The sequence below is a fragment of the Terrimonas ginsenosidimutans genome (assembly GCF_022012415.1).
Classification (GTDB): Bacteria; Bacteroidota; Bacteroidia; order Chitinophagales; family Chitinophagaceae; genus Terrimonas_A; species Terrimonas_A ginsenosidimutans.
In genome coordinates, this window is sequence record NZ_JAKLTR010000005.1 from 307192 (window position 1) to 331519 (window position 24328).

21 protein-coding genes are annotated in these 24328 nt (G+C 46.5%); 9 read left to right on the forward strand and 12 right to left on the reverse strand.

Annotation, left to right across the window (positions count from 1 at the left end; genetic code table 11):
• Positions 1–24: 24 nt before the first annotated feature.
• Positions 25–1569: an SUMF1/EgtB/PvdO family nonheme iron enzyme gene (locus tag LZZ85_RS10255; protein ID WP_237871408.1), complete on the reverse strand. Its 1545-nt coding sequence runs from the start codon at positions 1567–1569 to the stop codon at positions 25–27.
• 178 nt (positions 1570–1747) lie between these two features.
• Here LZZ85_RS10255 and porU point away from each other — a divergent pair, with 178 nt between their 5' ends.
• The 6 genes from porU (at position 1748) to LZZ85_RS10285 (ending at position 9805) form a co-directional block, all read left to right on the forward strand.
• Positions 1748–5173: a type IX secretion system sortase PorU gene (gene porU, locus LZZ85_RS10260; RefSeq protein ID WP_237871300.1), complete on the forward strand. Its 3426-nt coding sequence runs from the start codon at positions 1748–1750 to the stop codon at positions 5171–5173.
• A 91-nt stretch (positions 5174–5264) separates the two neighbouring features.
• Positions 5265–6401 (forward strand): type IX secretion system outer membrane channel protein PorV, encoded by a 1137-nt coding sequence (porV, locus tag LZZ85_RS10265; protein WP_237871303.1) that lies wholly within the window; start codon positions 5265–5267, stop codon positions 6399–6401.
• 141 nt (positions 6402–6542) lie between these two features.
• Complete coding sequence (gene ispF / locus LZZ85_RS10270) at positions 6543–7028, forward strand: 2-C-methyl-D-erythritol 2,4-cyclodiphosphate synthase (RefSeq protein WP_237871305.1); 486 nt, start codon at positions 6543–6545, stop codon at positions 7026–7028.
• Positions 7029–7132: 104 nt separating this feature from the next.
• Positions 7133–7576, forward strand: coding sequence for a dUTP diphosphatase (dut, locus tag LZZ85_RS10275; RefSeq protein WP_237871307.1), 444 nt, complete (start codon positions 7133–7135; stop codon positions 7574–7576).
• A 15-nt stretch (positions 7577–7591) separates the two neighbouring features.
• Positions 7592–8404, forward strand: coding sequence for a lipoprotein insertase outer membrane protein LolB1 (lolB1, locus tag LZZ85_RS10280; RefSeq protein WP_237871309.1), 813 nt, complete (start codon positions 7592–7594; stop codon positions 8402–8404).
• A 69-nt stretch (positions 8405–8473) separates the two neighbouring features.
• On the forward strand, positions 8474–9805 hold the full coding sequence (locus tag LZZ85_RS10285; protein WP_237871311.1) for a murein hydrolase activator EnvC family protein: 1332 nt from the start codon (positions 8474–8476) through the stop codon (positions 9803–9805).
• 199 nt (positions 9806–10004) lie between these two features.
• On the opposite strand, the gene bshA is transcribed toward LZZ85_RS10285, so the two are convergent.
• Positions 10005–11141 (reverse strand): N-acetyl-alpha-D-glucosaminyl L-malate synthase BshA, encoded by a 1137-nt coding sequence (bshA, locus tag LZZ85_RS10290; RefSeq protein WP_237871313.1) that lies wholly within the window; start codon positions 11139–11141, stop codon positions 10005–10007.
• A gap of 227 nt (positions 11142–11368) precedes the next feature.
• On the opposite strand from bshA, the gene LZZ85_RS10295 reads away from it, so the two are divergent.
• Both LZZ85_RS10295 and LZZ85_RS10300 read left to right on the forward strand, forming a co-directional pair.
• Complete coding sequence (locus LZZ85_RS10295) at positions 11369–12739, forward strand: M20/M25/M40 family metallo-hydrolase (protein ID WP_237871315.1); 1371 nt, start codon at positions 11369–11371, stop codon at positions 12737–12739.
• 1 nt (position 12740) lies between these two features.
• Positions 12741–13187, forward strand: coding sequence for a GNAT family N-acetyltransferase (locus tag LZZ85_RS10300; protein WP_237871317.1), 447 nt, complete (start codon positions 12741–12743; stop codon positions 13185–13187).
• Positions 13188–13281: 94 nt separating this feature from the next.
• Here the strand turns inward: LZZ85_RS10300 and argH are convergent, their stop codons facing one another.
• The 8 genes from argH to LZZ85_RS10340 form a co-directional block, all read right to left on the reverse strand.
• The gene (gene argH / locus LZZ85_RS10305) at positions 13282–14616 is read right to left on the reverse strand and encodes an argininosuccinate lyase (RefSeq protein WP_237871319.1); all 1335 of its coding nucleotides are present in this window, start codon (positions 14614–14616) and stop codon (positions 13282–13284) included.
• Between the two features lie 76 nt (positions 14617–14692).
• A complete protein-coding gene (locus LZZ85_RS10310) occupies positions 14693–15778 on the reverse strand; it encodes a M20 family metallo-hydrolase (protein WP_237871321.1) in 1086 nt (361 codons plus the stop codon).
• Positions 15771–16556 (reverse strand): acetylglutamate kinase, encoded by a 786-nt coding sequence (gene argB, locus LZZ85_RS10315; protein ID WP_237871323.1) that lies wholly within the window; start codon positions 16554–16556, stop codon positions 15771–15773. The genes LZZ85_RS10310 and argB overlap by 8 nt, the downstream gene beginning before the upstream one ends.
• Positions 16557–16674: 118 nt before the next feature.
• Positions 16675–17637, reverse strand: coding sequence for a Rossmann-fold NAD(P)-binding domain-containing protein (locus LZZ85_RS10320; RefSeq protein WP_237871325.1), 963 nt, complete (start codon positions 17635–17637; stop codon positions 16675–16677).
• Positions 17634–18800: an aspartate aminotransferase family protein gene (locus LZZ85_RS10325; protein ID WP_237871327.1), complete on the reverse strand. Its 1167-nt coding sequence runs from the start codon at positions 18798–18800 to the stop codon at positions 17634–17636. Before LZZ85_RS10325 ends, LZZ85_RS10320 begins: the two co-directional genes overlap by 4 nt.
• Positions 18801–18937: 137 nt before the next feature.
• Positions 18938–19921 carry an N-acetyl-gamma-glutamyl-phosphate reductase gene (argC, locus tag LZZ85_RS10330; RefSeq protein WP_237871329.1) on the reverse strand — a complete coding sequence of 328 codons (984 nt, stop codon included), beginning with the start codon at positions 19919–19921 and terminating at the stop codon, positions 18938–18940.
• A gap of 70 nt (positions 19922–19991) precedes the next feature.
• Positions 19992–21194, reverse strand: coding sequence for an argininosuccinate synthase (locus LZZ85_RS10335; protein WP_237871331.1), 1203 nt, complete (start codon positions 21192–21194; stop codon positions 19992–19994).
• 18 nt (positions 21195–21212) lie between these two features.
• Complete coding sequence (locus LZZ85_RS10340; protein ID WP_237871333.1) at positions 21213–21935, reverse strand: GNAT family N-acetyltransferase; 723 nt, start codon at positions 21933–21935, stop codon at positions 21213–21215.
• 300 nt (positions 21936–22235) lie between these two features.
• Here LZZ85_RS10340 and LZZ85_RS10345 point away from each other — a divergent pair, with 300 nt between their 5' ends.
• Entirely contained in the window at positions 22236–22670 is a 435-nt protein-coding gene (locus LZZ85_RS10345) for a hypothetical protein (protein ID WP_237871335.1), read from the forward strand.
• A 130-nt stretch (positions 22671–22800) separates the two neighbouring features.
• Here LZZ85_RS10345 and LZZ85_RS10350 read toward each other — a convergent pair whose 3' ends face one another.
• Both LZZ85_RS10350 and LZZ85_RS10355 read right to left on the reverse strand, forming a co-directional pair.
• Positions 22801–23523, reverse strand: a complete 723-nt coding sequence (locus LZZ85_RS10350; protein WP_237871337.1) for an SAM-dependent methyltransferase — start codon at positions 23521–23523, stop codon at positions 22801–22803.
• Positions 23524–23525: 2 nt separating this feature from the next.
• Entirely contained in the window at positions 23526–24281 is a 756-nt protein-coding gene (locus LZZ85_RS10355) for an EI24 domain-containing protein (protein WP_237871339.1), read from the reverse strand.
• Between the last annotated feature and the right edge of the window lie 47 nt (positions 24282–24328).

Consider the following 24328-nt stretch of genomic DNA (forward strand, 5'->3'; position numbering starts at 1 on the left):
TTGAAGCTTATGCAAATAATAAGATTATCTTTTTTGTCTTTTTGTAGGGAATTGCTGACCTACTTTGCGGCCATTGCCTTCAGGGCTTCCCATACGATCCATTGCGCAACGGAAACCAAGAGTACTCAATGCCTGATCTTCTTCAAGGAAGCGGCGTGTGCCCGGGCTCAGCCAGTATGCACGGTCGTTCCAGCTACCACCTTTGTACACGCGTGATTTATCGCTCACCAGTGTTGTCTGGCCATAACCATAGTTTGCCTGGGAGATAGAGTCACCATCCATAAAGTTGATCACGTTACCACGCTGATAGTTACGGCGGTTCTTGCTTTCTGCATCTGTAACGTCAACCATTCTTACGCGGCCGGTTGTGTCGTTGATCTCTGCTTCGCCATCTGCATTTTTGTAGATCTTGGAGAATTTATTACCACGGAAAGGAGCAGGCATATCATCAAAGTCAAGGGATGACATTGGTCTGTATACGTCCTGAACCCATTCGCTCACGTTACCGGCCATATTATAAAGACCGAACCCGTTTGGCATGAAAGAAGTTACTTCCGCAGTGTAGAATGCGCGGTCATTCAGACCACCAGCCACACCGGCGTTATCACCTGATCCACGTTTGAAGTTCGCCATGAACTGACCCTGCCAGCTGCCGTGACGAGTATCACGCAGGCCGTTCACGTTTGTTGACCAAGGGTAGATCTGTTTGTTTGATTGCAGCTCCTCACCACGTTTACCTTCTTTTTTAGTCGGGCGTGGGTTCTGATCGATCAGACCATAAGCTGCGTATTCCCACTCTGCTTCGAAAGGCAGACGGTAGTCAGGCATCAGGAAACCATCTTCCATGGTGACCTTTGTACGAGGCTGACCCTGTGGGGTTTTCAGCTCATTCTTTTTAGAGGTAGCCGTTTTGCCAGGAGCTGTCTGATACAGATCCAGCAAATATGACTTGGTTGTAAAGTTGTTGCTTCCCTGCTGACCCATCAGGCTTTGCTTGTTTACATATCCTTTTTCGATCAGGATGCCTTCGTTCACGCGATCACTTCTCCATAAGCAGAAGTCAGTCGCCTGTTTCCAGGACACACCCACAACAGGATAGTAGTTAAAGCCGGGGTGACGGAAGTAGTATTCCACCATTGGCTCGTTATAGCTCAGCTCACTACGCCAAACCAGGGTATCAGGCATTGCGCCGTCAATGATCGGTTGGTTGATAGGGTCTGAAGGGTCAAATGTTTTGTTCAACCAGTACAGGTACTCGCGATAGTGCACGTTCGCCACCTCCGTACGGTCGATGTAGAATGAAGGAACAGACACACGGCGCGGAATATTATTCCACTCGGACATAACGTCCTCATCTGTCTGACCCATGGTAAAGGTACCACCCTGAACGAAGACAAGGCCCGGACCAGTCGCCTGATCTTTCGCCTTGGCCACCTGGTAGCCACCCGAATTTTTGTCATTGTAGTTCCAGCCGGTCATGTCCGACTTTGACGATTTTTTCTTAAAAAGGCCGCACGAGGACATGAGCACAGCACAGGATAACAGGATTACTAAGTTTTTCACTTTCATTGTTTTTTGCATAAACCTATGAATTGGATAAATTTAACGCGGTATGAGGTAGAATTATTGTCTGAAAGCCAAATTTTACCACCGGGATTGCGAATATATATACTTTGGGTAAAATGCTTATTAGCAGGATGCCTTTTTTTAGTTCGTTGATCCCCAATACAATCAAGGGGTTATTGATATGTTGCTGTTTCAAAGACTACTGCTTTTAATTAGCCTGGCGGGCAGTTTTACTATTGCCCGGTCCCAGCGCGTTTATTCACCGGCGTCCGTCCTGAGCGCCGGGAATTTCTATAAGATCGCCGTTCCGGCGGCCGGGGTATACAGGATCGACCTGCCTTTTCTCGCATCCCTCGGCATCAATACCGCCAACCTGCCCTCGGCATCCATCCGCCTGTTTGGTAACGGGGGAGGGATGCTCGCAGAATCCAATAATTCCGTCTGGCTGGACGACCTTCAGGAAAACTCCATCCGCGTGGTGGACGGAAATGACGGGGTAATGAACGGGGCTGATTACCTGCTTTTTTTCTCTAATGGCCCGGATCAATGGGTCAAAGATTCAGCCAATCAGCGCTTTTCCCATCAGAAAAACGTTTATTCAGGCTATTCCTATTATTTCCTATCCGTCGGCGGCACAGGTAAAAGGGTGGCTGACATCCCCCAACTGTCAAATCCGGCCCTGACGGTCAACAGTTTCTCCGGCCGGTTCTTTCATGAATTGGATACGGTCAATTTTTTAAGCAGCGGGCGGGAATGGTATGGGGAGGAATTCTCACAACTACCCGGCAGGTCGTTGACACGCAATTTTTCATTTAATATGCCGAATCTCGTACCGGGGTCACTTCTCCAGGTACGCACACATTGCGTTGGGCGTTCAGCAGGAGCCGGGAGCAGTTTTTCCATCGCCGTCAATAACGTTGCGGCGGGCCAGATAAATATACCGCCTGTTGGCGCCGGGCAATATGAGCCCTTCGCCCGCGAAGCCATCGCGTTCAATAACGCAACGGTCACCGGAACCTCCAACACGATCACCTACCTTTTCAGTCCGGGTAGCGTGAATGCACAGGGGTGGCTCAATTCTCTGGACGTTTTTGGCCGCCAGCAGCTGACAATGAGCGGGGTGAACCAGTTACTGTTCCGCGACTGGCTTTCGATCGGTAATTATAACGCTGAGTTTGCACTTGCTTCCGCAGGCCAGGGTGTGCAGGTCTGGGAGGTTACGGACCCTCTGAACCCGCGGGCCCTGTTGACGCGCCAGGATGGGAATTCACTACGGTTCGTTAATGATTGCAGCCGGCTCCGCGAGTACGTCGCCTTCGACGCACAGGGTTTTATGACGCCGGTGCCGGTCGGCCGCATACCCAATCAAAACCTTCATGGCGCATCTCCTGCAGATTACATTATTGTCGTATACCCCGAATTTCTGGACCAGGCACAGCGACTGGCCCAATATCACCGGCAACGAAACTCTTTCCGCGTTGTAGTGGCCACAACAGAACAGGTGTTCAATGAATTTGGAAGTGGCAGCAAGGATCCCGTGGCCATAAGGAATTTTGTAAAAATGTATTTTGATAAATATGGAAATGACCCAGCGAACCGGCCAAGATTCCTACTTCTTTTCGGTGATGCATCCTTTGACTACCGCGATCGCCTGACCGGCAATACAAACTTTGTTCCCGCGTATGAAAACCCGATCTCCCTTGATGTGCTCAACACGTATGCATCAGATGATTTTTTTGGGTTCCTGGAAGATAATGAAGACATCAATTCATCCATCGTAATCAATACACTTGATGTCGGGATAGGAAGAGTGCCGGCAAAAAATCATACAGAAGCGAAAAATTTTGTAGATAAAATTGAATCTTATTCCTCCGTGCAGAGCTTTGGTCCATGGCGAAACAACCTGCTGTTCATCGCCGATGATGAAGACCAGAATCTGCATCTCCAGGATGCGGAAACGGTCACAGCAACGGTGAGTTCCACCGCTCCCGTATTCGATCTTCAAAAGATCTACCTTGATGCGTTTCAGCAGGAGAGCGGATCGGGAGGAAGCCGCTATCCGCAGGTGAACCAGGCGATCAGCAACCATGTCTATAACGGTGTTCTTATTTGGAATTTCAATGGACATGGAGGTCCTGTACGACTTACTGATGAGACTATTCTTGATCAGGAAATGGTTAATGCATGGAACAATGCAAACCGTCTTCCTTTATTTATTACGGCTACCTGCGACTTTGCACCCTATGATAATCCATACATAAATTCTCTCGGAGAAAATATCCTGCTCAGGCAAAATACGGGAGCGATTGCGTTGATGACAACGACAAGGGTTGTATTTGCCTACAGTAACCGGATCATGAATGATAATTACCTGCGGTTTGCTTTGCAGCCGGATGCGAATGGTCGATACCGCAGCCTGGGTGATGCTGTTCGCGATGCAAAGAATTTTACTTATCAGACTTCGGGGGATATTACCAATAACCGCAAATTCACATTGCTTGGCGATCCGGCATTGACACTGGCATTTCCTGCAATACAGGCAAAACCCGTCCGGATCAATGGCATTCCTGTCACGCAAACGGATACCCTGCAAGCCACTGAAAAGGTCACGATAGAGGGCGAGATCACCGATCTGCAGGGAAACTTCCTGCCTGGTTTTAATGGAACAGTTTATCCCACCGTGTTTGACAAGCCGAGACAGGTGACCACATTGGGAAATGATCCGTCAAGCCCACCTGTTAGTTTCTCCTCGCAAACCAATCAGCTGTTCCGGGGAAAAGCAACCGTAGCGAATGGCCGGTTCTCCTTTAGTTTTACCGTTCCCAAAGACATAAACTACCAGTACGGGAATGGAAAAATTTCCCTCTATGCGGAAAATGGCACTCGCGACGGCACCGGTTCTTTTACGGGTTTTCTCGTAGGAGGCAGTGCCAATGGGCTGAACGATGATAAAGAAGGGCCGGGCATCAAGGCTTACCTGAATGATGAACGTTTTGTAAATGGCGGCATCACGAATGAAAACCCTGTTTTATTGCTGAAACTGGCAGATAGTTCCGGTATAAATACAGCAGGAACAGGAATTGGGCACGATATTGTGGCTACGCTCGACGATGATAACAGCCGGTACTTTGTGCTGAATGATTTTTATCAGAGCGAGCAGGATAGTTATCAGAAGGGAACTGTTCGTTTTCAGCTGACCGGTCTTGAGCCGGGAAGGCATACCCTGAAAATAAAAGCATGGGATGTTTTGAATAACTCAAATGAGGCAATGCTGGACTTTATTGTTGCGAAAGACGAAGAACTGGAGATAAGTCATGTGCTCAATTATCCCAATCCTTTTACCACGAATACACAGTTCTGGTTCGAGCATAATAAACCGGGGCAGGACCTGGTGGTAAGAGTGCAGATTTTCACTGTTGCCGGACGTATAATAAAAATGATGGAGCGAACAATAAACACAACCGGAAATCGTTCAATTGAACTGACTTGGGATGGGTTGGATCAATACGGACAGAAAATCGGAAGAGGCGTTTATCTTTACAAACTTTCCGTGACGGTTCCCGGTAAATCAAGAAAGGAAAAGATCGAGAAGCTGGTGATTTTTTAGCGCCATGCCCGGTCAAAAAAGCGATATTTTAGCCCGGCTTTAGGTAAAACGGGTTACTTTTATTTACATTTAATTACAAAACAAACTATCAATGAGACCAACTGCTTCAAAACTGATTGCTTCGTTGTTGCTTTTTGGCGGAATGATTTCTGCAGCAAAGGCGCAGGAAAGGATTAATGTGGTCACAACTGCGGTTCCATTCTTACGTATATCTCCGGATGCCCGCGCTGGCGGTATGGGCGATCTCGGTATTGCAACTTCCCCGGATGCTTCTTCAAGTTTTTGGAACATGGGTAAGGTTGCATTCAATCAGTCACAAGGCGGTATCGCGGCAACTTACACTCCGTGGTTGAAACAGTTGGTGAATGATGTATATCTCGCATCTCTTTCCGGTTATTATAAATTTGCAGAAGACCAGGCGATCACTGTAGGCCTGCGTTATTTCAGCCTCGGTAATATCCAGTTCACTGATGGAGCGGGTAACTCATGGGGTAATGGTAAGCCAAGAGAGTTCAGCCTGGATGCAGGTTATTCCCGTAAGCTGTCTGACAAACTTGGCCTCGGTATCGCACTGCGTTATATCAATTCTGATCTGACGAATGGTGTTCCGACAACGGGTTCTACAAGCTACAAAGCGGGTAGTGCTGTAGCTGGTGATATCGGTCTTTATTATGACAACAAAACAGAGGAAGGCGATGGTTTCACTTTTGGTGCTGCCCTGTCAAACCTCGGTTCAAAGATCTCTTATACAAGTAATGCTGATCAAAAAGATTTCATCCCTGCTAACCTTGGCCTGGGTGTGACCTGGAATAAGGCAATCGATGAGCAGAACAAAGTGATGATCGGTCTTGATCTGAACAAACTGCTGGTTCCAGGCCTGGAAGGAAATCCTCCCACGCAGCAGCAGATCGATGATTATCGTTCACAAGGTCCGGTAGCGGGTTGGGGCAAATCGTTCAGTGATTTCCCTGGTCAGGCAAACTTTTCAATTGGTGCGGAATACTGGTATAACAACCAGTTTGCACTTCGTGCCGGTTATTATTATGAAGATAAATCACGCGGTAACCGCCGTTATTTCACTGCGGGCGTTGGTCTTAAATACAATGTATTTGGTCTGAACTTTTCTTACCTCGCTCCTTCAGGAAGTGGCGTTACACAAAACCCACTGTCAAACACCATGCGTTTCTCTGTATTGTTTGATCTCGATGGTGGCGGAAGCAATGAATAAGTTTTAGCGGATTGAAAAAGAAGCGCCCCGTGAACAACGGGGCGCTTCTTTTTTTGGGGGAGAAGGTTTGGAACCTATGGAACCTCCCAAACCTCCTCTCCCTCCCTCCCTTCCCGTATCTTCGCTACTTAATCTTCTATTATGTCGTACAGAATCGGATCAGGAGTAGACTTTCATCAATTAGCAGAAGGCCGGGAACTTTGGATAGGGGGTATTAAGGTGCCGCATACAAAAGGAGCAGTGGGGCATAGTGATGCGGACGTATTGCTGCATGCCATCTGTGATGCGTTGCTGGGCGCGCTTGCCCTTGGAGATATCGGTGTCCATTTTCCTGATACAGATGCAACGTATAAAGGAATTGACAGTAAAATTTTGTTGAAAAAAACAGTTGAACTTATCCAGAAAGAGGGCTACAAAGTGGTAAACATAGACAGTACTTTATGCCTCCAGGCGCCAAAGATCAAGCCTTATGTTCCGCAAATGCAGGAAGCGATCGCCTCTATAGTGGGCATCACCATAAGAGACGTTTCCATTAAAGCAACCACTACTGAACAAATGGGTTTTGTTGGCCGTGAAGAAGGCCTGATGGCGTATGCCTCTGCCCTCCTTGTAGACAACCGGATATAGTATATGCTGTCTCTGTCCGCCGAAGCTTTGGCCGGGGTGGGCAGAGGCAGATACCATCTCATATCCTTTTTCCTCTTTTCCCCTCTTCGCCTATCTTTGCCGCCATGCCAACACTCCAAGTTAAGATCATCAACAAATCTTCGAATGCATTGCCTGAATATGCCACGACCGGTTCTTCCGGAATGGATATCCGCACCAGCATCGAAGCTCCGCAAACTTTGAAGCCGCTGGAGCGTGCACTGCTTCCTACGGGTCTTTTTATAGAACTTCCGCAGGGTTTTGAAGCGCAGGTCCGTCCGCGCAGCGGTCTTGCCATCAAACAGGGGATCACCTGTTTAAACACTCCCGGCACGATTGATGCGGATTACAGGGGAGAAATTAAGGTGATCTTAATAAACCTTTCCCAGGAAGAGCAAGTCATACAACCCGGCGACAGGATCGCGCAGCTGGTCATTCAGTCAGTTGAACAGATCCAGTGGATACAGGTTGAAGAGATCGCTGATACAGTAAGAAGTGCTGGTGGCTTCGGTCATACAGGCAAGCAATAAAAGATAAATTCAAGAATGAGGATAACGCTTTTTTTAGTAGCAGTCATCGCACTGATGGCTTCCTGCCGGTCTACCCGGAAAATTCAGACAGTGATCGCCAAAAGGGATACTGTTACGGTAGTAAAACCTGTTGTAGATAATTCAAAAGAAGATACGCTGGCTTTCATCCGCCAGTCGCTTGCCGGTATGAAGGCTGCGGAGATCAGTTTCAATACATTTTCCGCAAAGATCAATGTCGACTATCAGGGTGCTGACGGTAAAAAATATGATGTAAACGCCAATCTGCGGATGTATAAAGACAGTGCGATCTGGATCTCTATCACCGCGATCTTTGGAATCGAAGGCTTAAGGGCCTATATTACCAAAGATTCCGTAAAGGTGCTCAATAAGCAGGATAAGGTCTACACTGCCCGCAGCGTGGCTTACCTGCAGGAAATGACCAAATTGCCGCTTGACCTGCATTCATTGCAGGAAATCCTGATCGGAAACCCTGTGTTTGTAGACAGTAACGTGATCTCCTACTCAAAAGCCGGGGATAAGATCTCTTTACTGAGCCTGGGCGACTGGTTCAAAGGACTGCTGACGCTGAACAGCAACTATAAGATAGATAACAGCAAGCTGGATGATATGGATATCACCCGCAGCAGAACCTGTAATCTCAGCTATACAGATTATGAGAACAAGAAAGGGGTGGAATTTTCAACAAAACGCCGGATCACGGTAGCAGAGAAGGGAAAGCTTGATATTAAGCTGGATTTCAAGTCGTACGAGTTTAATGAAACGTTAAGCTTCCCGTTTAGCGTACCAAAAAACTATAAAAAGGATTAGGCCGTAAAATTTAAAAGGTCTGGCGTCGTTATAAAAAAACACCCAATTTTTAAAGTATCCATTCCTGCCATGAAAAAAAGAAACCTGCTCACGACATTATTCTTTTTCGCATCGATCGGCTTTGCTGTTGCGCAAACAAGCAAAGAAGAACTGGAACGGGAAAGGAAGGACATCCAAAGCGAACTGAAAGAGATCCAGGATGCATACAACCGTGTTAAGAAAGAAGGTAATCAGTCCCTCGCGCAGCTGAACATGGTAAAGCGCAAGATGATCCTCCAGGAGCGATTGATCAGCACGAGTAACAAAGAACTCAGGGCCATTGATGACGATATGTATCTGAGCAACCTGGAGATCTACAGGCTGCAAAAGCAACTGGATACATTGAAGTCGCAATATGCAAAGACTGTTGTTTACGCGTATAAAAACCGTAGCAGTTTCAACTATGTGAATTTCATTTTCTCCGCTACAAGTTTCAATGATGCGGTTCGCCGGATCTCTTACCTGAAAAGCTATCGTGCATACAGGGAAAGACAGGTGGTTACGATCAATGAAACGCAGGAACTGATCGAAAAGCGCCAGCAGCAACAGCTGGTTAGAAAACAGCAGAAGAATGAAACGCTGAAAGCACAGACGCAGGAGCGTACAGAACTTGTTGAGCAACGGAAAGAAAAAGATGAAGTGGTGGCTGGTTTCAAGTCTAAGGAAAAGGTTCTTCAAACACAGATCGCCAATAAGAAAAAACGTGACAGGGATATACAGAATGCGATCGCCGCGATCATTCGCCGCGAAATAGAGGCAGCTAAAAAAGAAGAAGCGGCACGTATCGCGGCTGCAAAAAAAGCGGCTGCGGAAGAAAAGGCAAAACCTGTTACGGCTACACCAACTCCTAACAAGCCTGCTGCAAATAATAATACTTCTACGGCAAGTGCAGGACCTTCTACTGAGAGAAAGTCTACCAGCTATCTTGAATTAAATGAAAAGGATGTAGAGCTGGGTACTGATTTCGGAAATAACAGGGGTAAACTTCCATGGCCGGTCGATAATGGATTCGTGAGCATTCCTTTCGGTCCTTACACGATCGAAGGAACCAACCTGCGCGATGATAACCCGGGTTTGACGATCGGCACACGTTCCGGTGCTGTTGTTAAAGCTGTATTTGACGGCGTTGTTTCAGCCGTTCATAATTATGGTGACGGTGCAGCGATCATTATCCGTCATGGTAAGTACTATACCTCTTATGCGAATCTTTCGGGCGTGAACGTATCGAAAGGTGCTACTGTGAAAAGAGGCCAGACGATAGGAAAAGCCGGTGATTCAGATGATGGATCCAACGGTCGCGTTGACTTTATGCTGATGATCGAATCGAAGAATGTGAATCCGCAGCAGTGGTTGCGGCGATAGTGTCGTTGACCGTTGTCCGTTGACCGTTGTCCGTTTTCCGTTGACCGGATCTTCAACAGATAAATACCTGATAAAAAAACAGAGGCCTTCCTGAATGGAAGGCCTCTGTTTTTTTATTGATTTGATCCGGCATCTGTAATCCAGATGGCCTCTGCAAAAGGCGGACAACGGACAACGGTCAACGGACAACGATCACCGATCACCGTTCCTGCGAATTCCTCAATATCCGTTCATATAGCTCTTCATACTGAGGGATGATATTATTTATATCAAACTGTTTTGCATGGTTCGCCGCATTCTCTTTGAAAGTTTTGAGGATCTTTTCATCTTTCAGGATGGAAAGAGATTGCTGGCTCATGGTCATTATATCACCAACGTTGGCAGTATAGCCGGTCTCGCCATTGATATTGATCTCCAGTAAACCTCCGGCATTGGTGGATACGACAGGCACACCGGAAGCCATTGCTTCAAGGGCGGCCAGGCCAAAACTTTCATAATCGGAGGTAAGAAGGAAAAGATCGGCAATAGCGAGGATGTCTTCCATCTGCTCCTGTTTTCCAACAAAGCGGATCTCATTGCTGATATTGAGTTCACGGGCCAGGTCTTCGGCTGTGGAACGCTCTGGTCCGTCGCCAACAAACAGCAGCTTGGCCGGAATTTGTTTTTGTACTTCGTTGAAAACTTTCACCACATCCTGCACACGTTTGATCTTTCTGAAGTTGGATGCATGAAGCAGGATCCGTTCGCCATTCGGTGCGATCACTTTTCTGAATGCATCAATCGGTTTGCGGGAAAAGCGCTGCACATCCACAAAATTGTAAATGACTTCAATTTCTTTTTCAATCGAGAAAGTCTTGAAGGTTTCGTCACGCAGGTTTTTTGACACAGCTGTAATGCCATCACTCTGGTTGATCGAAAAGGCGACCACAGGAGCATAGGTCTTATCTCTTCCGACCAGCGTAATATCTGTACCATGCAATGTTGTGATCACAGGAATGTGCTTGCCTTCTTTTGCCAGGATCTGCTTCGCCATGAATGCGGCAGAGGCATGGGGAATGGCATAGTGTACATGCAGCAACTCCAGGTTATTGTTTTTGATCACGTCCACCATGGCACTGGCCAAAGCCGTTTCATAAGGGGGATAATCAAAAAGCGGGTAAGTTGGCACCTGCACTTCGTGATAAAAAATATTCGGGATAAAGCCATTCAAACGAACGGGCTGCTGATATGTAATAAAGTGCACCAGATGCCCTTTCTGGGCAAGTGCCTTTCCTAATTCAGTGGCAAGAACTCCACTTCCACCGAAGGTGGGATAACATACTATTCCAATACGCATTTCTTATAAATTCAATCCGCTGGTAGTTCGATGGCAGATGACCGAAGTCATCGCTTCACGTAAAACCGCTTCGGGTTTGAGATCGCCCCGGCCAACGGCCATCGGTCATCTCCATCGGCGCGTAGCGGGTCCTAAGGTAACAGTTTTGCCGCAGGAAGGTTGGCCGGTCAGATTAATTCTTTTGACACTGGTTGCTAACTTTTATCTTTAGCAAAACTTAACTGCAAATGAAATCTGCCGCTTTTTTACTCATTTTTTTATTAGCCGGTACCGTTTTGCCGGCACAGGAAGATTCGGCTATGATCCGGAAGATCGCTAATGAAATTCTACAGAATGGCAAAGCTTACGACAACCTTCGCGTGCTCACCAAGCAGATCGGCCCCAGGCTGGCGGGTTCCTCCGGAATGGTAAAGGCTGAAGCATGGGGAGAGAAGACAATGAAGGCGTCCGGCGCAGAAAAGACCTGGATGCAGGAGTGTATGGTGCCACACTGGGTGAGAGGTGGTGTTGATGAAGCTTATGCGGATTATACTTCTACCAAAGCAGTGAGAAAGAAACTTGACATAGTAGCGCTCGGTAATTCTGCCGGAACCGGCGCAAAAGGCTTGAAAGCACAGGTAATTGAAGTGACATCTTTTGATGATCTTGAACAGAAGAAAGCCCAGGTGAAAGGAAAGATCGTGTTCTATAATTATAAGTTCAACCCGACGTTTGTAAACACATTCGAGGCTTACAGCGATGCTAATAAATATCGCGGCCGCGGTCCCAGTGCCGCATCCCAGCACGGAGCTGTAGGTGTGATCGTCCGCAGTATGAGCCATAGTACAGATAACAATCCTCATACCGGCGGGACGCGTTATGATTCTGCTTACCCCGTCATTCCCGCTGTAGCGATCGGGCTGAGAGATGCAGATGAACTGAGTGAGATACTAAAAACAAAACCTGCTACTGTTTTTCTGAAGACGAATGGCCATTTCTTACCGGATACGATCGGCCACAATGTGATCGGTGAGTTGACCGGTTCCAAATATCCTGACGAGATCATTACCATTGGAGGCCACCTTGATAGCTGGGACAACTGCGAGGGAGCTCATGATGACGGCGCCGGCTGCGTGCAGACAATGGAGGTACTTCGCAGTTTTGTGGCGATCGGCTACAAACCTCAGCGTACGATCCGCTTTGTATTGTTTGCCAATGAAGAGAACGGCACACGCGGCGGACAGAAATATGCTGCTGAAGCAAAGTTGAAAAATGAGAAACATATTTTCGCACTGGAAAGCGATGAAGGCGGCTTTACTCCACGCGGCTTCAATATGACCGGTACAGATGAGCAATATCAAAAAATGTTGAACTGGAAGCCATTGCTGGCTCACTACGGAACAGGCGAAATTGCACGAGGAGGTGGCGGCGCTGACATAGGTCCATTGAATCGTACTTTTAAAACCCCGCTGGCCGGCCTGTTCCCCGACTCTCAGCGTTACTTCGATATTCATCACTCGCGCAACGATGTGTTTGAAAATGTAAACAAAAGAGAGCTGGAGCTCGGTGCTGTAAATATGGCGGCATTGATTTACCTGATCGATAAATACGGTTTGTAAGATGAATCCTTATACAGCAGAGAAAGACGGCTTTATCATCTCTACGGATAAAGCATTGCTCGATATTGATGTGATCCATTCTTATCTGTCCCGGGAGTCTTACTGGTCTATGAATATTCCCAGGGAAGTGGTAGAAAGATCTATTGCGGGCGCTGAATGTTTTGGTGTCTATCACGGTCAACAACAGATCGGTTTCGCCAGGGTGATCACTGATAAAGCAACTATTGCTTATCTCGGCGATGTTTTTATTCTTGATGCCTTTCGCGGCAAAGGATTATCAAAGTGGTTGATGGAGGTGATACATGCACATCCGGAGTTGCAGGGCCTGCGCAGATGGCTGCTCGGCACACGCGATGCTCACACACTTTACGAGCAATTCGGATGGACCCGTTTTGGGGAAGAACAAACAAAAAGATTTATGCAGCGACAGGATCGCGCGACGTATTAGTTTATCCGGGCGTAGAAGTATCGCAGAGAGCGCGAAGGAACGCAGAGAACGCGAAGACTTTGTCCTCTCTGCGATACTCGTACGCCAGTATAAATTACAAACGGGTTAACGCAGCAATTGCGGTGTGTACTTTTTCGAAGTCAAAAGAACTGATCACTTCATTGATCTGACGTCTCACCTGTTCCGTTCCAAGGTTACCGATACTTCCTTCATGTGTGTGTTGGATATTTGTATCGTACGTGAACTTACCTGCTTCTATGTCTAACCCGATCTGTTTATAAGCATCCCTGAATGGAACGCCCTGCAGCACCAGTTTGTTCACTTCCTCTACACTAAAGATGAATTTATATTTTTCATCTTTTACAATGTCTTTCTTCACTTCAATGTTGGATAGCATCAGCCCGGCCATCTCAATACAATCTTTCAGTGTTTTGAAAGCAGGGAAAAGATGTTCTTTCAGCAATTGAAGATCGCGATGATAACCTGATGGAAGATTTGTGGTCATCATAGTGATCTCATTTGGCAGCGCTTTGATCCTGTTGCAATGAGAACGGATGAGTTCAAACACATCAGGGTTTTTCTTATGTGGCATGATGCTGCTGCCGGTGGTCAGTTCTGCGGGAAAGCTGATGAAATCAAAATTCTGATTGAGGTACAGGCATGCGTCCATACTCAATTTAGCAAGCGTATCGGCAATGTTTGCCATGCTTTGCGCCACGATACGTTCGGCTTTGCCACGTCCCATCTGCGCATAAACAACATTATAATTCAGGTCACGGAAACCCAGCAGCTGCGTTGTCAGTGTCCGGTTGATCGGGAATGAAGAGCCATAACCTGCGGCGGAGCCGAGCGGGTTTTTATTTACAACCTCGTAAGCTGCTTTTACCGTGTTCAGGTCATCCACCAGACTTTCTGCATACGCTCCAAACCAAAGGCCAAATGAGGATGGCATGGCAAGTTGAAGATGCGTATAGCCGGGGAAAAGATGGTCTTTGTATTTTTCGCTTTGTGTTTGCAAGAGTTCAAATAACGAATGAACACTGGCGACAAGTGATTCAAGTTCGCCGCGGAGAAAGAGTTTCACATCCACTAAAACCTGGTCATTCCGGCTGCGGGCGCTGTGGATCTTTTTGCCGGTATCTCCCAATGCCTGCGTCAATAGCAACTCAACCTGTGAATGGATGTCTTCGACATCATCCTGTAGTTTGAATTCACCTTTTTCTATAACAGCGTAGATCCGTTTCAGTTCTTCCTGCAGAGAAGTCAATTCGGTTTTTGTCAGTAAACCAACAGACTCCAGCATCTGTATATGCGCCAGCGAACCAAGCACATCAAAAGGAGCGAGGTAGAGATCCATTTCACGGTCTTTGCCAACGGTGAAGGTTTCTACTTCTGCCAGGGAGGCGATGTTTTTTTGCCAGAGTTTCATGAGCTAAGAGTTTGAAGGTGATCGCCTGCGCAAAGCTTCGGCGGACAGGGAATGGACAAGGCTTTATTTAATCAGGTTATTCTTTATGATACAAAACGTGGTTCAGGAGTTGAATATAGAGGTCTATCCCTTCGCGGATCTCGGAGAGATAGATATATTCGTCAGCGGTGTGGCTTCGCGCTGAATCGCCGGGCCCCATTTTAAGGGCGGGGAACGGCATGAGAGCCTTGTCAGATGTGGTGGGAGATCCGTAGTAAGTTCTGTTAAGGGCGATGCCAGCCTGCACGACCGGATGGTCTAAAGCGATAGAGGTAGAACGCAGGCGTGTGCTTCGCGGTTTTACTTCGGATGCGACGTTGGCCTTAATGATATCAACCACTTCTTCGAACGAATAGAGTTCGTTTATTCTTGTATCCACAACAAAGCGGCAAATGGCGGGCACAACATTATGCGCCTTGTTTTCGGTTTCGATAACAGTCACACTCATTTTGGACGGGCCGAGCAGGTCGGAAACCTTTTCCAGTTGAAATGTGCTGAACCATTCAATATCTTTTAATGCTTTATAGATAGCGTTTTCGCCCTCATTACGTGCGGCGTGGCCGGCTTTACCATGACTGATGCAATCCAGCACCATCAGGCCTCTTTCTGCGACAGCCATTTGCATTTGAGTGGGTTCGCCTACGATGGCAAAGCTGATCGCGGGCAGATGCGGGATAGTAAGTTCGATACCGCCGACTCCTGAGATCTCTTCTTCCGCGGTTGCTGCGATAACGATATTATGACTGAGATCTTTCTGATCATAGAAATGAGTAAATACAGCTATCAATGATACAAGACATCCTCCCGCATCATTACTTCCCAGGCCGAACAATTTCCCGTCTTCCTCTATAGGTGCAAAGGGATCTTTGGTGTATTGAGGGTTGGGTTTTACCGTATCATGATGTGAATTTAACAGGATGGTAGGCTTTTTACCGTCGAACTGACTATTCCGCGCGATCACATTGTTTCCAACTCTTGTGTGTGCTATATTACGCTTGTCAAAGAAACGGCTGAGTATTCCGGCTGTCTGATCTTCTTCCTTACTCAGGGAAGGAGTAGCGATAAGCTCTTTTAAAAGATCAATAGCATCCTGCTGGATCGTATGTATGCTGGCATTATTCATTGATAATAGTTGTACCTGAACTTCCATCGATCAATTGCCTGAGATTTTCCGCTTTACCGATGATAACTTTCTTCACGCCATTGTTCAGGGCGGTGAATGCATTGTCAAGCTTTGGGATCATTCCTGCAAAGATCTTTTCTTTTTCCTTGAGCTGTTTATAATAAGAAGGTGTTAGTTCAGCAATCACGGTTGAGTCATCTTCTGCGTCAAGCAGGACACCGGATTTTTCAAACGAGTAGACCAGGCTTACATCAAATTGATGACTCAGTCCTTTCGCAACTTCCTGTGCAATGGTATCTGCATTGGTGTTGAGCAATTGACCCTGCTGGTCGTGTGTGATGGGGGCGAAGACGATCGTAATATTCTGGTCGAGTAAGGACTTTAAAAGAGTGGTATTGATCGCGTCAACGTCTCCTACGTATCCGTAATCTACGACCGGATGTTTTCGTTTGTGTGCAAGGATCGAATCGCCATCGGCGCCGCAAAGTCCGAGCGCATTACAATGGTGAGATTGCAGGCGGGCAACAATATTTTTATTGATATAGCCAGCGTAGACCATTGTAACGATCTTCAGTGTCTCCGCATCCGTAATTCTTCTGCCATCAACAAGCTGTTGCTTTACGCCCATGGTTTCAGCCAGCTTTGTCGCAAGCTTACCGCCACCATGAACGAGGATCTTTGGCGCATCAATTCCTGCGAACTCTTTCAGGAAAGAAAACAGTTTGACTTCGTCGTCAATAATATTTCCGCTGATCTTTACAACTAGTAAACGCGTCATTAGGGAGAAGTAAGTTTAAAAGTTTAAATGTTTAATGGTTTAAAAGTTTAGCCGACTTCTGCTAAAGTTTGATGGTAATTAATAACTTTTAAACCATTAAACTTTAAAACTTTTAAACTCATTTACCGCTCAATATCTCGCTCAGCACCGTTTGCGCCGCCCACACCCTGTTGCTGGCTTCCTGGGTAACGAGGCTGTTTGGGCCATCAAGGATCTCATCGCTCAGCTCAACATTCCGGCGAACTGGCAGGCAATGCATTACTTTGGCGTTGTTGGTAAGCTTCAGCTTATCATTTGTAAGCATCCATTTCGGATCGCTTTCATATACTTTACCATAGTCTTTGAAGGTGCTCCAGTTTTTTACATATACATAGTCGGCGTCTTTCAATGCTTCATCCTGGTTATGCGTAATGGTAGCCCCTGCAGTGAACTCTTCGCTTAATTCGTAGTCTTCGGGATGGGTGATCACGAAATCTGCTTTACCCCATTGGTTGACCCATTGAGAGAAGCTGTTTGCGACACACTGTGGCAATGCCTTTACGTGCGGGGCCCAGGTAAGAACGATCTTTGGTTTTTTTGTGCCCGCTTTCTTTTGCTCATTCTCACTGATCGTAATGATGTCAGTAAGGGATTGGAGCGGATGAAGTGTTGCACTTTCCAGGCTTACCACCGGGATACCTGCGTATTTGATGAACTGTTTTATATAAAGCTCGCTATAATCATCTTCCTTGTTCTTCAATGAAGGAAATGTTCTGATCGCAAGTATATCGAAATATTTGCCGAAGATCGGCGCGGCATCCTTTACATGCTCAACAGTATTTCCGCTCATGATAGCTTCTTCTTCAAACTCCAGCGCCCAGCCTTCACTACCAACATTGAAAACGATGGCTTCCATTCCCAGATTCTGTGCCGCGATCTGCGTGCTTAAACGCGTACGCATACTTGGATTTAAAAATAAGCAGCCGATACGTTTACCAGCTCCCAAAGACCTGTCTTTGAACGGATCTGCTTTATAAGAGAGTGCTTTTTGCACGAGCCCGTCTATATCCTGGGCGTCAGCGGCGGAAATGAAATTTCTCATTCTTGATTTGCGGGTGTTGAAGTGGGGACGAGTTTTTCTATCTCTTCTTTTAATGCATCGATAAATTGTTCAGCATCTTTTTTCTTAAGCGCCAGTGAAGGCAGCAGACGGATCACGTTTGGTTTTGCTTCGCCGGTAAAGATCTGCTGATTCCACAGAAGATTTTTCTTAAGGTCTTTCAATTCTTCAGGGACATCAAAGCCGATCATCAAACCACGACCTCTTACGTTCTCGATCTCAGGAATATTATTCAGCTCGTCTTTCAGATACTTACCGATCATTACAGCATTACCCATCAGCTTTTCCTCCTCAATTGTTTCCAACACAGCCAATGCGGCAGCACATGCCAGATGGTTACCGCCAAAGGTAGTCCCCAGCTGGAAATGCTTTGGTTTAATATGTGGAGCTACAATGATGCCCGCCACAGGGAAACCATTGCCCATGCCTTTTGCCATAGTGTAAATATCTGCGCTTACTCCTGCAAAGTCATGACTAAAGAATTTACCGGTTCTGCCATATCCGCACTGCACACTGTCAGCGATATAAACAGCGCCGTAGTCATCACACAGCGAACGGATCTTTTTCAGGAAGCTTTCGTCTGCAACATTGATACCGCCAACACCCTGGATACCTTCAACGATAACGGCAGAAATTTCACCGCCCTGTTGTTTGAAACAAGTGGTCAGCGCTGCGGTGTCATTAAATGGAAGAAAGATCACGTTTTCGGTTTCATTTACCGGAGCTACGTAGTTTTTATTGTCAGTAACAGCTACTGCCAGTGAAGTACGACCATGGAAAGATTTGCTGAACGCAACTACTTTTTTACGGCCGTTATGAAAGGAGGCGAGCTTCAATGCGTTCTCGTTCGCTTCAGCTCCGCTGTTGCAAAGGAATAACTGATAGTCAGGCTTGCCGGATACTTTGCCCAGTTTTTCTGCGAGCTGTTGCTGCAGAGGAATTCTGATAGAATTGGAATAGAACGCTATTTTTTCCAATTGCTCTTCGATACGGCTTACCCAATGAGGATGCGTATGACCAATGCTGATCACAGCATGTCCACCATAAAGATCAAGATACTGATCACCTTTTTCATCCCATACATAAGAACCCTTTGCTTTCACGATGGTGATATCGTTGATCGGGTAAACGTCGAATAAATTCATAACATGAATGTTTTTTCTATAGTTGTTAATGTCTGCCGAAAGTTTTAAAGTTTAAATGTTTAATAGTTTAAGTGTTTTGAGTGTTGATTTAACTTTTAAACGATTAAACTGTAGAACTTTTAAACTTTCACTTTGCGCTAAAAGTAATTTGCCTTTAACCTGAGTCCTGTTGTTTCTTCCAGTCCGAAGACGAGGTTCATATTCTGAACGGCCTGGCCGCTGGCGCCTTTAAGCAGGTTATCGATGGCAGAATGAACCACCACTTTGCTGCCTGCTTTTTCGAGTTGTATCATCGCTTTGTTCGTATTCACGACCTGTTTCAGAAAGATCGGGTCTTTGCTTACGTGTGTGAATGGATGATCTTTATAATAATCGGTGAACAGTGTATAGAGTTCTTCAAGGCTGAGATCACAGGAGAGGGTTGAGCTAACAAAGATCCCTCTGGTGAAATCGCCTCTCCAGGGTACAAAGCTAAGGTCAACATCATTCACTGGCTGCAGGTGTATCAGTGATTCACCGATCTCGCCTAGATGCTGATGTGTGAGCGTTTTATAAGCCTGTATATTGTTTGCTCTCCAGCTGAAGTGTGAAGTAGCATTCAATGATTGACCCGCACCCGTTGAGCCTGTTATACCGGTTGTATAGATATCTTTCAGCAAACCTGCTTTGGCAAGTGGTAACAGGCCAAGCTGTATGCTGGTGGCGAAGCAACCGGGGTTGGCGATCGCAGATGCCGATTGAATTTCTTTTTTGTTGAGTTCCGGCAATCCATATACGAACTTGCGGTTGCCGATAGAAGAGCCTGCTTTCAGGCGGAAGTCATTGGCCAGATCGATGACCTTCACCTTGTCGGGAATAGCATTTTCGGTGAGAAATTTCTTCGATTCGCCATGACCGAGACAAAGGAACAGGACGTCTACACTTGTATCCAGTTCCCCGGAAAACAACAGATCCGTGTCACCCAACAGGTCCTGGTGCACTTTGTGCACAGGTTGGCCGGCGTTGCTCCGGCTATGAATAAAAGAAACATTAACACCCGGATGGTGTATCAATAAACGAATTAATTCGCCACCCGTGTATCCTGCTCCGCCGATGATGCCTGCATTAATCAGATTAGCCATAAGAAGTAAAAAGTAACCCCGCCTACAATTTGCAACAACTTACTTATTGTAAGCGGGGTGAATTTTTAATTTATTTGGTTTCATTATCAGTTTTGACGAGATGATACATCATCGTCTGGTTACCGAATATCCTGCTGAAGCCGCGAACATCTTCGCCGGTAAAGCCGGTATTCATTTCGCCATATTTACCAAACTTGCTGTTCATCAGGTCAAACTGGCTTTCGATGCCGATGATCTGGAAGCGATAAGGTTGAAGCTGTACAAAAACGTCGCCAGTTACGTTGCGCTGGCTGGTTTCGAGGTAGGATTCGATATCGCGCATTACCGGATCAAGGATCTGACCCTCATGCAGCCAGTTGCCATAGAACTGTGCCAGTTGATCTTTCCAGTTCAGTTGCCATTTCGTGAGCACATGTTTTTCCAGTGCGTGGTGTGCTTTCAGGATCACCATTGGAGCGGCGGCTTCGAAGCCTACGCGGCCTTTGATCCCGATAATGGTATCTCCAACATGTATATCGCGGCCGATCCCGTAAGGACCTGCAAGTGTTTGTAAATACTGAATAGCTTCAGAGGGGTGAGAGAAAGCGTGATCATTCACTTTTCTCAGTTCACCTTTTTCGAAGCTGAGTTTCACTTCTTCGCTGCCAGTTTTGGTCATTTGAGTTGGCCATGCTTCTTCAGGAAGGATACCTTTAGAAGACAGGGTTTCCTTTCCGCCAACGCTTGTTCCCCAGAGGCCTTTATTTATTGAATAGGCGGCTTTTGCGAAGTTCATGTCCACACCTTTTCCTTTGAGGTATTCGATCTCTGCTTCGCGGCTGAGTTTCAGATCACGAATGGGTGTGATGATCTCAACGCCGGGGATCATGATATGAAAGATCATGTCAAAGCGAACCTGATCATTACCAGCGCCGGTGCTGCCATGTGCTACAGCGTCAGCATTAAGTTCCTGTACATGGTCGGCAATGTGAAGAGCCTGGCTGAGGCGTTCTGCAGAAACAGAGAGAGGATAGGTATTATTTTTCAGAACATTACCGTAGATGAGGTATTTGAGGATGCTGTCATAGTAACTTTTTACAGCATTAACGGTCTTGTGGGATTTTACTCCGAGGGAGTAGGCGTGAGCTTCGATTCTTGCAAGTTCTTCGGCAGAAAAACCACCAGTGTCTACGATAATGCTATGTACTTCATAGCCCTGGTCTTCGCTGAGGTATTTTACACAGAACGTAGTGTCTAATCCACCGCTGAAGCCCAAAACAACTTTCTTTGACATGATAAACCGTTGTTGGTTTTATAGATGAAATAAATAATGCAAAAGGGACTTGGGTCTTACACCCCCGCTTTTAGCCTTATCCTTGTCTTTATCTTTCTTAAGGAAAGGTTTCAGCAGTTTCCATTGTTTAAAGCGCAGCAATCGTTCAAAAATCGGTGCATTATCTGCGAAGAATTCTTTGGTTTCTTCAGGCTCATAGTGATCTTTAGGATCGTAGAGCATCGCAGTGCACATGCAGTTCTTTCTTTCTTTACTCATGAGGATCTCGTAATTGACACAGCTTTTGCAGCCGGCCCAGAAAGCTTCGTCCTGCGTGAGTTCAGAGTAAGTTACGGGTTCATAGCCGAGGTCACTGTTAATTTTCATGACAGCGAGACCGGTCGTAAGCCCGAATATTTTTGCTTCCGGATATTTTTCCCGGGAGAGGTTGAAGATCTTGTGTTTGATGGTCTTTGCAACACCGCTTTTGCGGAACTGAGGAGAGACGATCAGGCCGCTATTTGCAACATATTCACCATGGCTCCATGTTTCGATATAGCAAAAACCTACCCATTCACCTTTGTCGGTAACAGCAATTACCGCTTTTCCTTCATCAATTTTAAGGGAGATATAATCGGGACTTCTTTTAGCAATGCCTGTACCCCTGGCTTTTGCCGAAGATTCCATTTCATCCACGATGATGGAGGAAAATTTCTTATCGTCCTGGGTCGCGACCCTGACAATTATATGTTGATTGTCCAATTTTGAAAGAGTTGAATATTGTGCGGATTACCAGTCCTGAACTATTTTCCGGGAAGTATTCACTGACAGGGACCAGGGTAAGGGGTTCGTCCTGTCAGCACTCAGGGTGGCGTCGGGGGCGTGAAAACGTAAACACATCATAACCTACTGCATACACACCACTTGTGATGGGTGCATGGAAGGCGAATTGTTTAGTATGTGTCAAAATATTGCTCACGTTTGCAAACAAATTGTAAATTGGATTACAAATGTATAATATTAATCGGGTTATCACCACAAATTTTTTGTTATAAAACCGATATGAATTCGCTAACACCTGAAAAGAAAAAGATGTCCGGTTTCCGGAAGATCCTCCTAACGATCGTTATTGTAGCCGTGCTGGTCCTGGTAGGCCTTTTTGCCGGACGCTATTACTTTGTATTGGGAAGAGGAGCTAAAGCGGGTACACTGAACTTCATTGTGAAAAAAGGCTATGTCTGGAAAACCTGGGAGGGCAGAATGATCCTTGCCGGGTATCGAAGCAATCAGCCTGGCGGGATTCAATCGAATGAGTTCCAGTTCTCTGTTACGGATGAGAAAGTGGCGAATATATTAATGTCCAATAGCGGGGCGTATTTTGAGCTTCATTACAAGGAATACCTGGGGTCAGTGCCGTGGAGGGGCATGAGTGAGTTTATCGTAGACAGTGTGATCGCCCTGCGGAAGAATGAGCCGGGGGCGGGGCCGTTGCCTTAGAGGACGGTAGCTGTGGGTTTGACCAGCGCAATCGGGAACGCGGCGGCAGCGATACGCGGCGAGCGCCGCGCAATACAATACTTTTCGATGGCTGTTTTCGCTGCGTATCGCCGCGGCCGCCGCGTTCCTCTTATGCCATCAGCAGAAAGATCGCCGGTCGCTTATGTATATCCACTGTTTCTTTCCTCCACTCCGCAACCGTCTTCGTTTTCACCCATTCTTTCTCTCCCGTAAGATCCACGGCAATACAAAGCCTGGATGATGGCGAGGCCTGTTTCAATATCACCTCGATCATCTGATTATTTCTATACGGTGTTTCAATAAAGATCTGCGTACAATTATTCCTGATCGAATCTGCTTCCAGGTCTTTTATTGCTTTGATGCGTTGGGCACTATCTATTGGCAGGTACCCTGTGAACCGGAATTGCTGCCCGTTCATACCGCTTGCCATCAATGCCAGCAGAATAGAGCTTGGGCCAACCAGCGGGACCACGGTTGCGTTCATTTCCTGGGCTACGGCTACCAGCAGTTGACCGGGATCGGCCACACCGGGGCATCCGGCTTCACTGAGGATCGCGATATTCTTTCCTTCGGTCAATTTCTGCCGGAAACTATTCCGCACAGTTTCTTCTGCCTTATGGATGGTAAACCATTCATAATTGTCAATGATGATCTCGCTCCCTTCCGGAAGGCGTTCGCGCCAGAATTGTTTCAGGAAACGACGGGCCGTACGTTCATTCTCTACAAACATCACCTGGCATTTCTGAATCGCGTCTGCTACGTACACAGGTATGGCATTGATGCCATTTTCATCAAGCAGGGAAGGGACCAGGTATACAGATCCTTTTTCCATATTTAAGCCGGTGTTTTGACTTTTACTTTATTTATGGTAAGTGTCGCTGAAATGATCGCATATGCAGGAGCAAAGACGATCAGCAGATGCATCATATAAAACAGGATGCCGTTTGCAAGGGCAAGCCCTTTGTGTCTGCCAATAAAGTGAATGCTTTGCGACTTGCTGTTGTTATTCCGGGCAAGACTGTAGTCCAGCATGGAAAAGCCATAATAGTAGGCCTCCATCAGCAAGGCGATCAACGGTGTGATCCAGCCGATCAGGGGGATCAGCGACAACAGGATCAGCGTAACGAGATACACAGTCTGCCATCCACAATTACGCAAGGCAATTGTTATACTGCGACCTGCTTCTTTTTTGATATCTGACCAGCCCGGCGCAACTTCGTTACTATGAATGATCGATTCTGTTTTACGGCTGATGTATGCAAAGATCGGAGAGCCGATAATGAGGCAGATGTATTTGAAAAATGAAAAGTAAAACAGCAACAGGGTAAGCCACAGGATAACCCCGGAGGTAGTGAAAAGGAAACTAAGAATATTGCTATGAAGTTTTTGCGACCAGTCACCCAAATGAAGAAAGTGTGTGATGTATTCGATCACTACTGTGGCCGACTTGCCAAAAAAGTACATACCTGTCACAAACAACGCCGCATAGATCAATCCCGGGATCAATACCCACTTCCACAGCTTATGCTGGATGATGAAGCGATGGGCTTCCCCCCACGATTGGATGGATATGACTATTTCTTTGAGCAAAACGTAAATTTGAGTGGTAAATATATGAAACAGAATGGTATCTGCAC

Bases quoted from the DNA above. Each gene is read 5' to 3' on its own strand.
- argC (WP_237871329.1), bottom strand. From the start codon at position 19,921: ATGGCTAATCTGATTAATGCAGGCATCATCGGCGGAGCAGGATACACG.
- porU (WP_237871300.1), top strand. From the start codon at position 1,748: ATGTTGCTGTTTCAAAGACTACTGCTTTTAATTAGCCTGGCGGGCAGT.
- LZZ85_RS10295 (WP_237871315.1), top strand. From the start codon at position 11,369: ATGAAATCTGCCGCTTTTTTACTCATTTTTTTATTAGCCGGTACCGTT.
- lolB1 (WP_237871309.1), top strand. From the start codon at position 7,592: ATGAGGATAACGCTTTTTTTAGTAGCAGTCATCGCACTGATGGCTTCC.
- LZZ85_RS10350 (WP_237871337.1), bottom strand. From the start codon at position 23,523: ATGGAAAAAGGATCTGTATACCTGGTCCCTTCCCTGCTTGATGAAAAT.
- LZZ85_RS10300 (WP_237871317.1), top strand. From the start codon at position 12,741: ATGAATCCTTATACAGCAGAGAAAGACGGCTTTATCATCTCTACGGAT.
- LZZ85_RS10285 (WP_237871311.1), top strand. From the start codon at position 8,474: ATGAAAAAAAGAAACCTGCTCACGACATTATTCTTTTTCGCATCGATC.
- argB (WP_237871323.1), bottom strand. From the start codon at position 16,556: ATGACGCGTTTACTAGTTGTAAAGATCAGCGGAAATATTATTGACGAC.
- ispF (WP_237871305.1), top strand. From the start codon at position 6,543: ATGTCGTACAGAATCGGATCAGGAGTAGACTTTCATCAATTAGCAGAA.
- argH (WP_237871319.1), bottom strand. From the start codon at position 14,616: ATGAAACTCTGGCAAAAAAACATCGCCTCCCTGGCAGAAGTAGAAACC.
- LZZ85_RS10320 (WP_237871325.1), bottom strand. From the start codon at position 17,637: ATGAGAAATTTCATTTCCGCCGCTGACGCCCAGGATATAGACGGGCTC.
- bshA (WP_237871313.1), bottom strand. From the start codon at position 11,141: ATGCGTATTGGAATAGTATGTTATCCCACCTTCGGTGGAAGTGGAGTT.
- LZZ85_RS10310 (WP_237871321.1), bottom strand. From the start codon at position 15,778: ATGAATAATGCCAGCATACATACGATCCAGCAGGATGCTATTGATCTT.
- LZZ85_RS10325 (WP_237871327.1), bottom strand. From the start codon at position 18,800: ATGAATTTATTCGACGTTTACCCGATCAACGATATCACCATCGTGAAA.
- porV (WP_237871303.1), top strand. From the start codon at position 5,265: ATGAGACCAACTGCTTCAAAACTGATTGCTTCGTTGTTGCTTTTTGGC.
- LZZ85_RS10345 (WP_237871335.1), top strand. From the start codon at position 22,236: ATGAATTCGCTAACACCTGAAAAGAAAAAGATGTCCGGTTTCCGGAAG.
- dut (WP_237871307.1), top strand. From the start codon at position 7,133: ATGCCAACACTCCAAGTTAAGATCATCAACAAATCTTCGAATGCATTG.
- LZZ85_RS10335 (WP_237871331.1), bottom strand. From the start codon at position 21,194: ATGTCAAAGAAAGTTGTTTTGGGCTTCAGCGGTGGATTAGACACTACG.
- LZZ85_RS10255 (WP_237871408.1), bottom strand. From the start codon at position 1,569: ATGAAAGTGAAAAACTTAGTAATCCTGTTATCCTGTGCTGTGCTCATG.